Consider the following 13,223-nt stretch of genomic DNA (forward strand, 5'->3'; position numbering starts at 1 on the left):
GGGTCCGGGAGCGCGGGGTCCGCCGACACCGGCTCCGGCGGCAGCGGCTCCGGCGGCAGCGGCTCCACGGCCGTCGGGGCCACGGTGGTCGCCTTTCCCACGGCCCCGGGGGCGCGGCGCCGGCGGCGCCGGATCGGCGCGGTCCTCGGCGCGCTGGCCGCCCTCGCGGTGCTCGCCGGCGTCCTGTTCCTCTCCCCGGCGCTCGCCGTCCGGGACGTCTCGGTGCGCGGTGCCGAGCTGACGGACCCGGCCCGTGTCGAGTCCGCGCTCGAGGTCTACCGGGGAGTGCCGCTGACGCGCATCTCCAAGGCCGAGGTGCGGGACCGGGTGGGCCGGATCCCCCAGGTCCGCTCGATCGAGGTCCTGCTCGAGCCCCCGCACCACCTCGTGGTGGCGCTGCACGAGCGCGTGCCCGTGGCGGCGGTCGAGGACGGCGGCGAGTTCGTGGTCGTCGACTCGGAAGGGGTGGAGCTGATGACCGCCGGCTCGGCCCAGGAGGCCGGCGTGCCCGTCGTCACGGGCGGTCGCGACGTGCTCGCGAGCGAGCGCTTCGAGGCGATCTCGGACGTGCTGGCCGCCCTGCCGGAGTCCGTGCTGGCCCAGCTGCGCACCGCCTCGGCCGAGTCCCTCTCCTCGGTGGAGCTGGCCTTCACCGACGGCCGCACGGTGGTCTGGGGCACCGCGGAGGACAGCGAGCTCAAGTCCCAGGTGCTGCGGGAGCTCGTCGAGGCGCGCGGGGCCGGCAGCGGGGTCGAGACCTACGACGTCTCGAGCCCCACGCGCCCCGTCGTGCGCTGACGGACCACCCACGCCATCACGTTCGACCAGAGGTCGAGAGTTGGAGTGAAAGACAGCACGACGTGCGGTTTTGGCGAAAAGTGTCGAAAGCGGTATGGCTTGTCGTGCAGGGGGTCCCGGTCGTTGTTAGGCTTGACCCCGACATCGAACCCGCCGGGGGAGCAGCCGACGGCCTGAGTATCGACCTTCGATCGAAGGTTGAGCAACGGCTCGCGATCCCGCACCCGAACCATCTCGAGTTAGGTACCCATGGACTCCTCCACCCCCCAGAACTACTTGGCCGTCATCAAGGTCGTCGGAATCGGCGGCGGCGGCGTCAACGCCGTCAACCGGATGATCGATGAGGGGCTGCGCGGCGTCGAGTTCATCGCGATCAACACGGACGCGCAGGCCCTGCTGATGAGCGACGCGGACGTCAAGCTCGACGTCGGGCGCGAGCTCACGCGCGGGCTGGGCGCCGGGGCCAACCCGGACGTCGGGCGCCAGGCGGCGGAGGACCACCACGAGGAGATCGAGGAGGTCCTCAAGGGGGCCGACATGGTCTTCGTCACGGCCGGCGAGGGCGGCGGCACCGGCACCGGCGGCGCCCCCGTGGTCGCGCGGATCGCCCGGTCCCTGGGCGCCCTGACCATCGGTGTCGTCACCCGCCCGTTCACCTTCGAGGGCCGTCGCCGGTCCAACCAGGCGGAGAACGGGATCGAGACCCTGCGCGACGAGGTCGACACCCTCATCGTGATCCCCAACGACCGGCTGCTGTCCATCTCCGACCGCAACGTGTCCATGCTGGACGCCTTCAAGTCCGCGGACCAGGTGCTGCTCTCCGGCGTGCAGGGCATCACCGACCTGATCACCACCCCGGGCCTGATCAACCTCGACTTCGCCGACGTGAAGTCCGTGATGCAGGGCGCCGGCTCGGCGCTCATGGGCATCGGCGCCGCGCAGGGCGAGGACCGCGCCGTGAAGGCGGCCGAGCTCGCCATCGCGTCCCCGCTGCTGGAGGCCTCCATCGACGGCGCCCACGGCGTGCTCCTGTCGATCCAGGGCGGCTCGGACCTCGGTCTGTTCGAGATCAACGAGGCCGCGCGCCTCGTGCAGGAGGTCGCGCACCCCGAGGCGAACATCATCTTCGGCGCGGTCATCGACGACGCGCTGGGCGACCAGGCCCGCGTCACCGTCATCGCCGCCGGCTTCGACTCGGTGAGCCCGGAGACCAACGCGAACAACACCAACGCGGCCGCCCAGCAGGCGGCCAGCACGCGCGCGGCCTTCGGCTCGGGCGCCGGTCAGCCCGCCGGTGTGGGCCGGGCCCCGCAGCGCGGCGGCGCCGCGTCCTTCGGCCAGCCCGCCACCTCCCAGCGGTGGGCGCAGCCGGTGCAGAACGACGACGTGCCCGACGACGCCGGCTTCGACGTCGACCTGCCCGCCGAGGCCGAGGCCGGCGCCGGGGCGAGCTCCGGGCGCAAGGACTCCCTGGACTTCCCCGACTTCCTGAAGTGAGTCCGGCGCCCCGGGGGCGGACGCGGAGCACCCGTGTCCGCCCCCGGGTGCGTTAATCCCCGCCGCCGGTCCCGGCGGCACGACGAGGCACGACAGGAGGACCCGGTGTTCTGGTGGCAGGACGACGTCGGGCAGGACGTCCGGGTGGCGTTCACGGACCGCGGTGCGGGCAACCTCGCGCTGCACACGGGCGACGACGCGGACGCGGTGCGGTCCCGCCGCGCCGCGCTCGAGCGGTCGATGGGCGTCCCCCGCGGCTCCCTCGTGTTCCTCGAGCAGGTGCATGGCACCGACGTCGCCGACGCGGACCGGGCCGACCGCCCGGCCGTGCCGACCGCGGACGCCGCCGTCACGGCGACCGGCGTCCCGCTGGCCGTGATGGTCGCCGACTGCGTGCCGGTGCTGCTGGTCGGCGAGGGCCCCGGCGGGTCCGTCGTGGGCGTGGCGCACGCCGGGCGCCGAGGACTGCTCGACGGCGTCCTCGAGCGCACGGTCGAGCAGCTGCGCGGCCGTGGGGCACGCCGGCTGACGGCCTGGCTCGGTCCGTCCATCTGCGGCGGATGCTACGAGGTGCCGGCCGCCATGCGCGAGGAGGCCGCGGCGCGCATCCCCGCGGTGGCCGCCACGACGTCCTGGGGCACCCCGGCCCTCGACCTCCGCGCCGGGGCCCGGGAGCGGCTGTCCGCCCTCGAGGTGGGCGTCGTCGAACCGGCGGCGGCCGGCTCCTCCTGCACCCACGAGAACGAGCAGCTGTCCTCCCACCGGAGGGACCCCGGCTCCGGCCGCATCGTCGGCCTCGTCTGGCGCACCGCCCCGCGCGAGGAGGGCGCCGCGTGAGCGCCGGCCCGGCCGCCGCACCCGGCGGGGACGATCCGCGGACCCTGGAGCTGGCCCGGTCGCTCGAGCGGGTCCGCACGCGGATCGCGGACGCGGCACGGCAGGGCGGGGCGGCGGAGGAGCCCGTGCTGATCGCCGTGACGAAGTTCTTCCCCGCCGAGGACGTGGCCCGGCTGCACCGGCTGGGCGTCCGGCACGTGGGGGAGAACCGGGACCAGGAGGCCGCGGCCAAGGCGCGGGAGGCGGCCGGGCTCGTGCAGGGACCCCTCACCTGGCACTTCGTGGGCCAGCTGCAGTCCAACAAGGCGAAGTCGGTCGTGCGCTACGCGTCGTGGGTGCACTCCGTGGACCGGGCCTCCCTGGTCACGGCGCTCGGCCGCGCGGTGGCGCGGCACCGGGAGGCCGTGGCGGCCGGGGACGCGGTCCCCGGGCCGTGCGCCGACGAGGACCTGACGTGCCTCGTCCAGGTGTCCCTGGACGCCGAGGAGCGCCGCGGCGGAGCCCGCCCCCAGGACGTCGTCGGCCTCGCCGAGCAGATCGCCGGCACCGACGGACTGCGCGCCGGGGGAGTCATGGCCGTCGCCCCGCTGGGGGCTCCTCCGGGGCCGGCCTTCGACCGCCTCCTGGAGCTCTCGCAGCAGCTGCGGCAGTCCCTTCCCGAGGCCACGGCCGTGTCCGCGGGCATGAGCCACGACCTCGAGGAGGCGGTCGCCCGAGGGGCCACGCACGTGCGCGTCGGCTCCGATATCCTCGGCCCCCGAGCCCCCGTAGGATAGCTTGGAGGACGGCCCTGCGGGGCCAGGGCCGTACCGCGTCCCGGGCAGCACGCCGGGCGCAGGGCGGTCCGAGGATCCCGGAACTCCCCCCACCGCCGATATCCGCACAGACAGTCAAGGAGAGCACCATGGCCGGAGCGTTGCGCCGCACCATGATCTATCTCGGCCTCGCCGAGACGGACGAGGACTACGACGAGCCGACGCCGTCCCGCCAGGAGCACCAGTCCGCCGTCGCGGTCCGGGAGGAGCCGCGCGAGACCCGCGCCCACGAGTCCACCGCGGTGGCCGTGCCGCGCCGGTCGGCCGAGTACCGGGCGCCGGTCACCCCCATCAAACGCGCCCCCTCCAGCTCTCGAGAGGACAGCTCGACCTTGCGCACGATCACCACGGTCCACCCCCGCTCCTACAACGACGCGAAGTCCATCGGCGAGGCCTTCCGCGAGGGCACGCCCGTCATCATGAACGTCAGCGACATGGGCGACGCCGAGGCCAAGCGCCTGGTGGACTTCTCCGCCGGACTGGTCTTCGCCCTGCACGGCTCCATCGAACGGGTGACGGGCAAGGTCTTCCTGCTCACCCCGTCCTACGTGGAGGTCGTCGGGCACCCCGCCGGCGGCGAGGACGACACCGACGACCACCAGGAGGACTGAGGCGCACCGATGGACCTTCTGCTCTCCGTGCTGTACCTGGCCCTGCACCTCGTGTACGTCGCGCTGCTCGCGCGCCTCGTCCTCGACTGGGTGCAGATGTTCGCCCGCAACTGGCGGCCCCACGGGGCCGCCCTCGTCGGGGCGTCGGCCGTGTACACGGTCACCGACCCGCCCATGCGGTGGCTGCGCCGGATCGTGCCGCCCCTGCGCTTCGGCGGGGTGTCGCTGGACCTGGGGTTCCTCATCCTCATCTTCGCCGTCAGCATCGTCCAGGGCATCGTCGGCTCGATGCTGGTCTGACCCGGTGCCGGTCCGGCCCCACCGGCCGCGGACCGGCCTGTACGCTGTAACCGCACGACCACCGGGCGCCGGCCACCGCGCCGCCCCGGCCCCGGTCGGACGGATCCCCCGCCGCGGGCCGCGCCCCGCCCGCGGCCCCGCCCACGAAGGAATGCACCCATGGCTCTGACGCCCGAAGACGTCATCAACAAGCGGTTCCAGCCCACCAAGTTCCGGGAGGGCTACGACCAGGACGAGGTCGACGACTTCCTCGACGAGATCGTCGTGGAGCTGCGCCGCCTCAACCAGGAGAACACCGACCTCAAGCAGCAGCTCGAGGCCGCCGGGCAGCCCGTCGCCCCGAAGGACTCCGCGCCCTCGCCCGTCTCCGAGCCCGGCCTCCCGGTCGCGGAGGACACCGCCGGGGCGGAGGCCCCCGCCGCGGACGCCGGCACCGTGCAGCCGGAGGCGGCCGAGCGCACCGCGCCGGCCGCGACCGTTCCGACCGGCACCCCCGCCGAGACCGTCCCCGTGGAGCCGGTCCCCGCCGAGACCGCCCCCGTCTCCGGGGCGGCGCAGTCCGCCGCCGGCGTCCTGGCGATGGCCCAGAAGCTGCACGACGAGTACGTCGCCGAGGGCACCGCCGAGCGGGACCGGATCATCGGCGAGGCCCGGGACCGGGCCGAGGAGCTCGTCACGGACGCCCAGCGCACGCGCGAGGAGACCCTCACCACCCTCCAGGAGGAGCAGGCCGAGCTGCAGGCCCGCGTCGCCGGGCTGCGCTCGTTCGAGCAGGACTACCGCAGCAACCTCAAGGCGTACATCCAGGACCAGCTCCAGGACCTGGACACCACGCCGTCCCTCGAGCCCGTCGCCGCCGCGGACGGGACCGACCGGGCCTGAGCACCGCGCCGCGACGCGCACCCCGCGGAGGGACCGGCCACGCGCCGGTCCCTCCGTCGTCGTCAGCCCCACGGGGACGTCCCCCACGATGATGTCCCCACGGGGAGGCGCCCGGAGCGGAGGCTCCCGGGCGGACGTGGCACCATGGAGCGGGACCGCGGTCCCCCCGCCCCGCCCCGCGGGGCGGTCCCCAGCCCCGATCCGGCACCCGAGGAGAGCATGAGCGAGTCCCCCGAAGTCCCCGCCGGCGCACCCGACCGCGGGATGCGGCGGGGCGTCCTGCTCCTCGCCGCGGTCGCCGCGCTTCTCGTCTACGCCGCGGACCAGCTCACCAAGTGGTGGGTCGTCTCGACCATGTCGCCGGGCGAGCGCACGCCGGTGGTCGGGGAGGTGCTGTGGTGGCAGTTCATCCGCAACCCCGGCGCCGCGTTCTCCCTCGGGGAGGACATCACCTGGGTCTTCACCGTGGTCATGGTGGTCGTCTCCGTGCTCATCATGCTCACCCTCCGCCGCGTCCGCTCGGCCGCCTGGGCCGTGGCCCTGGGACTGGTCCTCGGCGGCGCCCTCGGCAACCTCACCGACCGGCTCGTGCGGGAACCGGGCTTCGGGGTGGGGCACGTGGTGGACTTCATCGCCGTGCCCCGCTTCGCGATCTTCAACATCGCCGACTGCGGGGTGGTCGTGGGGGTGTCCCTCGTGGTGCTCCTGACCCTGTTCGGCCGGGAGCTCGACGGCACCCGCACGACGTCGGCCCGCCGGGACGTACAGCGGCTCGAGGCGTCGCCGGAGGAGGAGGGCACCCGTGGCTGAGTCCGAGGAGCACGTGCGGGAGCGCTTCACCGTGCCGCCCGAGCTCGAGGGCCACCGGGCGGACGCCGCCGTGGCCGCCCTCACCGGGCTCTCCCGCTCCGCGGCCGCCGCGCTCTGCGCGGAGGGGCGCGTCCTGCACCGCGACCGGCCGATCGCCAAGTCCTTCCGGGTCGAGACCTCGCAGACGCTCACGGTGCACGTGCCCGTGCCCGAGGACCCGGCGCGGATCGTGCCCCAGCTGGTCGACGACTTCCGCGTGGTGCACCTCGACGACGACATCGTGGTGGTCGACAAGCCCCCGGGCGTCGCCGCGCACCCGTCGCCGGGCTGGAAGGGGCCCACCGTGGTCGGTGCCCTGGCGGGCGCGGGCGTCACCGTGAGCACCTCCGGGGCTCCCGAACGCGCCGGCGTGGTGCACCGGCTCGACGTCGGCACGTCCGGGCTGATGGTCGTGGCCCGGACCGAGCGGGCGTACACCGCTCTCAAGCGCGCCTTCAAGGAACGGACGGTCACCAAGGTCTACCACACCGTGGTGCAGGGCCTGCCGGACCCGCTGCGCGGGACGATCGACGCGCCGATCGGACGGCACCCCGGCTACGACTGGCGCTTCGCCGTGGTCGAGGGCGGCCGGACGTCGATCACCCACTACGAGGTCCTGGAGGCCTTCGGCCGGGCGGCGCTCGTCGAGGTGCACCTGGAGACCGGCCGCACCCACCAGATCCGCGTGCACTTCTCCGCCCTGCGCCACCCGTGCTGCGGGGACCTCACCTACGGTGCTGACCCCGCGCTGTCGGCGGGCCTCGGGCTCACCCGGCAGTGGCTGCACGCCAAGCGGCTGGGCTTCGAGCACCCCGGCACGGGGGAGCCCGTCGAGTACGAGAGCCCGTACCCGCCGGACCTGTCCTTCGCCCTCGAGACCCTGCGCGACGGCGGACCGGACTGACCGGGGCGAGCGGCGTCCCCCCGCGCGGACGCCCGCCGCGGCCCGGGCCCGCCCGGGCGGCGCGGTCGGTGCGGGCCACTACACTGGTCGGGTGACGACGGCGACCGGCAAGAAGAGCTTCACCCACCTGCACGTGCACACCGAGTACTCCATGCTCGACGGTGCGGCACGCCTCGACGACCTGTTCGAGGCCTGCCACGAACTCGGGATGTCCTCCCTGGCGACGACCGACCACGGCTTCGTGTTCGGGGCCTTCGACTTCTGGAACAAGGCCCGCACCGCGGGGATCAAGCCCATCATCGGCGTGGAGGCCTATCTGACCCCGGGCACCGCCCGCTCGGACCGCACCCGCGTGAAGTTCGCCGACGGCGGCCGGGACGACGTCTCGGGCGGCGGCGCGTACACGCACATGACGCTGCTCGCCGAGACCACCCAGGGCATGCAGAACCTGTTCCGCGCCTCGTCCCTGGCGTCCCTGGAGGGCCAGCTGTACAAGCCGCGCATGGACCGCGAGCTGCTGAACACCTACGGCAAGGGCCTGATCGCCACCACCGGCTGCCCCTCCGGGGAGGTCCAGACCCGGTTGCGGCTGGGCCAGTACGAGGAGGCGCGGCAGGCCGCGGCCGAGTTCCGCGACATCTTCGGTGCGGAGAACTACTACTGCGAGCTCATGGACCACGGTCTGGGGATCGAGAAGCAGGTCACCGGGGACCTGCTCAGGCTCGCCAAGGACCTGCAGCTGCCGCTCGTGGCCACCAACGACCTGCACTACACCCACGCCGAGGACGCCAAGTCCCACGCCGCGCTGCTGTGCGTGCAGTCCGGTTCCACCCTGGCGGACCCCAAGCGCTTCAAGTTCGACGCCGACGAGTTCTACCTGAAGTCCCCCGCGGAGATGCGGGAGCTCTTCCGGGACTTCCCCGAGGCCTGCGACAACACCCTGGAGATCGCGGAGCGGTGCAACGTCGAGTTCGACACCTCCGCGAACTACATGCCCCGCTTCCCCACCCCCGAGGGCCACGACGAGGAGTCCTGGTTCGTCGAGGAGGTCCAGCGGGGCCTGCACCACCGCTTCCCCGGCGGTATCCCCGAGGACGTCCAGCGCCAGGCGGACTACGAGAAGGGCATCATCCTGCAGATGGGCTTCCCCGGGTACTTCCTGGTGGTGGCCGACTTCATCAACTGGGCCAAGAACAACGGGATCCGGGTGGGCCCGGGCCGCGGGTCCGGGGCCGGGTCGATGGTCGCCTACGCCATGCGCATCACGGAGCTGAACCCGCTCGAGCACGGGCTGATCTTCGAGCGCTTCCTCAACCCGGACCGCGTGTCCATGCCCGACTTCGACGTCGACTTCGACGACCGCCGCCGCTCCGAGGTGATCCACTACGTCACCGAGAAGTACGGCGACGAGCGCGTGGCCATGATCGTCACCTACGGCACCATCAAGGCCAAGCAGGCGCTCAAGGACTCCTCGCGCGTGCTCGGCTACCCCTTCTCGATGGGGGAGAAGCTCACCAAGGCCATGCCGCCGGACGTCATGGGCAAGGGCATCTCCCTCAAGGACGTCTACGACGACTCCGCCAAGCGCCACGGCGAGGCCGACGAGCTGCGGGAGGTCCTCGCCCAGGACCCCGAGGCGAAGAAGATCTTCGAGACCGCCGAGGGCCTCGAGGGCCTCAAGCGGCAGTGGGGGGTGCACGCGGCGGGCGTCATCATGTCCTCGCACCCGCTGATCGACATCATCCCGATCATGCGCCGCGAGCAGGACGGCCAGGTCATCACCCAGTTCGACTACCCCACGTGCGAGGGTCTCGGACTGATCAAGATGGACTTCCTGGGGCTGCGCAACCTGACGATCATCTCCGACGCCCTGGAGAACATCACGCTCAACCAGGACGGCTTCGTCCTCGACCTCGAGAACCTGGGCCTCGAGGACGCCGAGTCCTACGAGCTCCTGGCCCGCGGCGACACCCTGGGCGTCTTCCAGCTCGACGGCGGGCCCATGCGCCAGCTGCTCAAGCTCATGCGCCCCGACAACTTCGAGGACATCTCCGCGGTCATCGCGCTGTACCGCCCGGGTCCGATGGGCGCCAACTCGCACACGAACTATGCGCTGCGCAAGACCGGCCAGCAGGAGATCACGCCGATCCACCCCGAGCTCGAGGAGCCGCTCGCGGAGATCCTGAACACGACCTACGGCCTGATCGTCTACCAGGAGCAGGTCATGGCGATCGCCCAGAAGGTCGCGGGCTTCTCGCTCGGCCAGGCGGACATCCTCCGCCGTGCCATGGGCAAGAAGAAGAAGTCGGAGCTGGACAAGCAGTACGAGGGCTTCCACGGCGGCATGGCGGAGCGCGGCTACTCCGAGGCGGCGATCAAGGCCCTCTGGGACATCCTGCTCCCGTTCTCCGACTACGCGTTCAACAAGGCCCACTCCGCGGCCTACGGACTCGTGTCGTACTGGACCGCATACCTCAAGGCGCACTACCCGGCCGAGTACATGGCCGCGCTGCTGACCTCGGTGGGGGACGACAAGGACAAGCTCGCCCTGTACCTCACCGAGTGCCGCCGGATGGGCATCACCGTGCTGCCCCCGGACGTCAACGAGTCCGCGCTGAACTTCACCCCCGTGGGCACCGACATCCGCTTCGGGATGGGCGCGGTGCGCAACGTGGGCGCCAACGTGGTCAGCGCGATGGTCGAGGCCCGGGAGGAGCACGGCGCCTTCACGTCCTTCAACGACTTCCTCGCGAAGGTCCCCGCCGTGGTCTGCAACAAGCGCACCATCGAGTCCCTCGTCAAGGCGGGCGCCTTCGACCGGCTCGGCCACACCCGGCGCGGGCTCGTGCTCTGCCACGAGGAGGCCGTGGACGCCACGGTGGCCGTGAAGCGCCAGGAGGCCGCCGGGCAGTTCGACCTCTTCGGGGGCATGGGCCTGGACGACGAGGACCCCACGACGTCGCTGACCGTGGCGGTGCCGGACGTGCCCGAGTGGGAGCGCAAGGACCTGCTCGCCTTCGAGCGGGAGATGCTCGGCCTGTACGTCTCCGACCACCCCCTGCGGGGCCTCGACGAGGCGCTGGGCCAGTACGCCGACACCTCGATCCAGCCGCTGCTCGGCGAGGACGGCCGGCCCGACGGCGCCGTGGTGACCGTGGCGGGCATGATCACGTCCCTGTCCCGGCGGATCGCCAAGACCTCGGGCAACGCCTACGCGCGGGTGGAGCTCGAGGACCGGACGGGCTCGATCGAGATCATGTTCTTCGGCAAGGCCTACGCCCCCATCGCGGGCGTGCTCGCGGAGGACCTCATCTGCGTGATCAAGGGCCGGCTGCAGCGCCGGGACGACGGGTCGGTGACGATCTCCGCGCAGGAGCTCACCGTGCCGGAGCTCTCGGCGGACGGGCACAGCGGGCCCGTGCTCATCGCCCTGCCCGAGTTCCGCGCCACCGAGGAGACGGTCAAGGAGATCGGCGTGGTGCTGCGCAACCACCGCGGGGACTCCGAGGTGCGCATCCACCTCGAGACGCGCCAGAAGGTGCAGGTCCTGCGCCTGGGCCCGGACCTGCGGGTGAACCCGTCACCGGCGCTGTTCGGGGACCTCAAGGTGCTGCTCGGCCCCACCTGCCTGGAGGTCTAGCCCACCGGGCGGCGGAGCGCAAGGGGCGGCACCCGCCCGGCGGCCCCGGTGCCATACCATGGAGAGCGTGACTACTGCTGAGACGACCACGACACCCGTCCTGCGGACGATCGACCTGCGCGGCCGGCACCTGTCCTGGTCCGATCTGCGGGCGGCCGTGCCCCGGCAGAGCCCCACGTCCCTCGCCTCGGCGCAGCAGGCCGTGGAGGAGATCATCGCCGCGGTCCGCACCGAGGGCGCCGACGCCCTGCGCCGCTACGCGCGGCGCTTCGACGGCGTGGAGCAGCGGCGGCTGCGCGTCGACCCGGCGGTGATCCGGCAGGCCGTCGAGGACCTGGACCCGGCCGTGCGCCGCGGCCTGGAGACCGCCATCGAGCGGACCCGGGCCTTCGCCCGGGCGCAGCGGCCGGCCGACGCCCGGATCGAGGTCGCGCCCGGCGCCGTGCTCGTGCACCGGTGGACGCCCCTGCGCCGCGCGGGGCTGTACGTGCCCGGCGGACTCGCGGTCTACCCCTCCTCCGTGGTCATGAACGTCGTCCCGGCCCAGGCCGCCGGCGTCGGCTCCGTGGTGCTGTGCAGCCCGCCGCAGAAGGAGTTCGGCGGTCTGCCGCACCCCACGATCCTCGCCGCCGCCGGACTGCTCGGGGTGGACGAGGTCTGGGCGATCGGCGGCGCCCAGTCGCTGGCCGCCATGGCCCACGGGGTCGTGGACGGCGAGGACGTCCTCGAGCCCGTCGACACCGTGACCGGTCCCGGCAACGTCTACGTGGCCACGGCCAAGCGCCTGCTCCGCTCCGTGGTCGGCGTCGACGCCGAGGCGGGGACCACCGAGATCGCCGTGCTCGCCGACGACACCGCCGTGCCGGCCTACGTGGCCGCCGACCTGATCTCCCAGGCCGAGCACGACCCCGCCGCCGGGGCGGTGCTGATCACCCACTCGCCGGAGCTCGCCGAGCGGGTCGCCGCGGAGCTCGCCGTCCAGGTGCCCGAGGCGAAGCACCGGGAGCGGATCGCCACGGCCCTGACAGGTCCCCAGTCCGGGGTCGTGCTCACCGACGACCTCGACGCCTCGATCGCCGTGGCCGACGCCTACGCCGCGGAGCACCTCGAGATCCACACCGCCGATCCCCAGGCGGTCGCCGACCGGGTGCGCAACGCGGGGGCGATCTTCCTGGGGCCCTACAGCCCGGTCCCGCTGGGCGACTACGCGGCGGGCTCGAACCACGTGCTGCCCACGGGCGGGACGGCCGTGCACGCCCAGGGCCTGTCCACCACCGCGTTCATGAAGGCGGTGCAGGTCGTGGAGTACACCCGGGACGCGCTCGCCAGCATCGGGGAGGACATCGTGGCCGTCGCGCGCTCCGAGGACCTGCCCGCGCACGGCAGCGCCATCACCATCCGCACCGGGAGCTGAACCGACCGTGCACTGCCCGTTCTGCCGCCACACCGACTCCCGCGTCGTCGACAGCCGCACCACGGACGACGGGACGGCGATCCGACGCCGCCGCCAGTGCTCCGAGTGCGGCCGGCGGTTCACGACGCTCGAGACCACGACCATCTCGGTCATCAAGCGCTCGGGCGTGACCGAGCCCTTCGACCGGCAGAAGATCGTCAACGGGGTGCGCAAGGCCTGCCAGGGCCGCCCGGTGAGCGAGGACGACCTCGCGATGCTCGCCCAGGAGGTCGAGGAGACGATCCGGGCGCTGGGCGCCGCGGAGATCGAGGCCCACGAGGTGGGGCTGGCGATCCTCGCCCCGCTGCGCCGGCTGGACGTCGTGGCGTACCTGCGCTTCGCGAGCGTCTACCAGGCCTTCGCCGGTCTGGGCGACTTCGAGGAGGCGATCGACCTCCTGCGCCGGCAGCAGGCCGAGCAGACCGGTCAGCAGACCATCCCCGCCACCGTGGAGCCGATCGGCTCCGCCCGGAAGCGCACCGGCCGGCGGCCGCGCGGCAAGGGCGCCGAGGGCGTGTCCCAGCCGCGGCTGCTCTGACGGCCCGAGCGGGCGCAACGTCCCGGCGTGTCCCTTGCCGCCGGCCGGAGGGGGACCGTAGAGTGGGGACCACAACAAGCTCCCGCCGGGGGCTGCGGA

General features: G+C 73.0%; 12 protein-coding genes. All 12 read left to right on the forward strand.

All coding sequences use genetic code 11. The annotated features are described in order from the left end of the window. On the forward strand, positions 1–798 hold a 798-nt coding region (locus ACFU0Y_RS12630), incomplete at its 5' end, for a cell division protein FtsQ/DivIB (protein WP_380214875.1). A 249-nt stretch (positions 799–1,047) separates the two neighbouring features. Further along, positions 1,048–2,295: a cell division protein FtsZ gene (gene ftsZ / locus ACFU0Y_RS12635; RefSeq protein WP_380214876.1), complete on the forward strand. Its 1,248-nt coding sequence runs from the start codon at positions 1,048–1,050 to the stop codon at positions 2,293–2,295. A 105-nt stretch (positions 2,296–2,400) separates the two neighbouring features. Further along, entirely contained in the window at positions 2,401–3,132 is a 732-nt protein-coding gene (locus tag ACFU0Y_RS12640) for a polyphenol oxidase family protein (protein ID WP_380214877.1), read from the forward strand. Then, complete coding sequence (locus tag ACFU0Y_RS12645; protein WP_380214878.1) at positions 3,129–3,908, forward strand: YggS family pyridoxal phosphate-dependent enzyme; 780 nt, start codon at positions 3,129–3,131, stop codon at positions 3,906–3,908. Before ACFU0Y_RS12640 ends, ACFU0Y_RS12645 begins: the two co-directional genes overlap by 4 nt. Before the next feature lie 128 nt (positions 3,909–4,036). Beyond that, positions 4,037–4,558, forward strand: coding sequence for a cell division protein SepF (locus ACFU0Y_RS12650; RefSeq protein ID WP_380214879.1), 522 nt, complete (start codon positions 4,037–4,039; stop codon positions 4,556–4,558). A 9-nt stretch (positions 4,559–4,567) separates the two neighbouring features. After that, entirely contained in the window at positions 4,568–4,858 is a 291-nt protein-coding gene (locus ACFU0Y_RS12655) for a YggT family protein (RefSeq protein WP_380214880.1), read from the forward strand. A 159-nt stretch (positions 4,859–5,017) separates the two neighbouring features. After that, positions 5,018–5,740, forward strand: a complete 723-nt coding sequence (locus ACFU0Y_RS12660) for a DivIVA domain-containing protein (protein ID WP_380214881.1) — start codon at positions 5,018–5,020, stop codon at positions 5,738–5,740. A 219-nt stretch (positions 5,741–5,959) separates the two neighbouring features. Then, positions 5,960–6,550 (forward strand): signal peptidase II, encoded by a 591-nt coding sequence (gene lspA, locus ACFU0Y_RS12665; protein WP_380214882.1) that lies wholly within the window; start codon positions 5,960–5,962, stop codon positions 6,548–6,550. Further along, a complete protein-coding gene (locus ACFU0Y_RS12670; protein WP_380214883.1) occupies positions 6,543–7,493 on the forward strand; it encodes an RluA family pseudouridine synthase in 951 nt (316 codons plus the stop codon). Before lspA ends, ACFU0Y_RS12670 begins: the two co-directional genes overlap by 8 nt. A 91-nt stretch (positions 7,494–7,584) precedes the next feature. Continuing rightward, the gene (dnaE, locus tag ACFU0Y_RS12675) at positions 7,585–11,133 is read left to right on the forward strand and encodes a DNA polymerase III subunit alpha (RefSeq protein WP_380214884.1); all 3,549 of its coding nucleotides are present in this window, start codon (positions 7,585–7,587) and stop codon (positions 11,131–11,133) included. Between the two features lie 58 nt (positions 11,134–11,191). Beyond that, positions 11,192–12,547, forward strand: coding sequence for a histidinol dehydrogenase (gene hisD / locus ACFU0Y_RS12680; RefSeq protein ID WP_380214885.1), 1,356 nt, complete (start codon positions 11,192–11,194; stop codon positions 12,545–12,547). A 7-nt stretch (positions 12,548–12,554) separates the two neighbouring features. Beyond that, complete coding sequence (gene nrdR / locus ACFU0Y_RS12685; RefSeq protein ID WP_380214886.1) at positions 12,555–13,124, forward strand: transcriptional regulator NrdR; 570 nt, start codon at positions 12,555–12,557, stop codon at positions 13,122–13,124. Positions 13,125–13,223: the final 99 nt, after the last annotated feature.

Source organism: Kocuria sp. NPDC057446 (assembly GCF_042802875.1).
GTDB lineage: Bacteria > Actinomycetota > Actinomycetes > Actinomycetales > Micrococcaceae > Kocuria.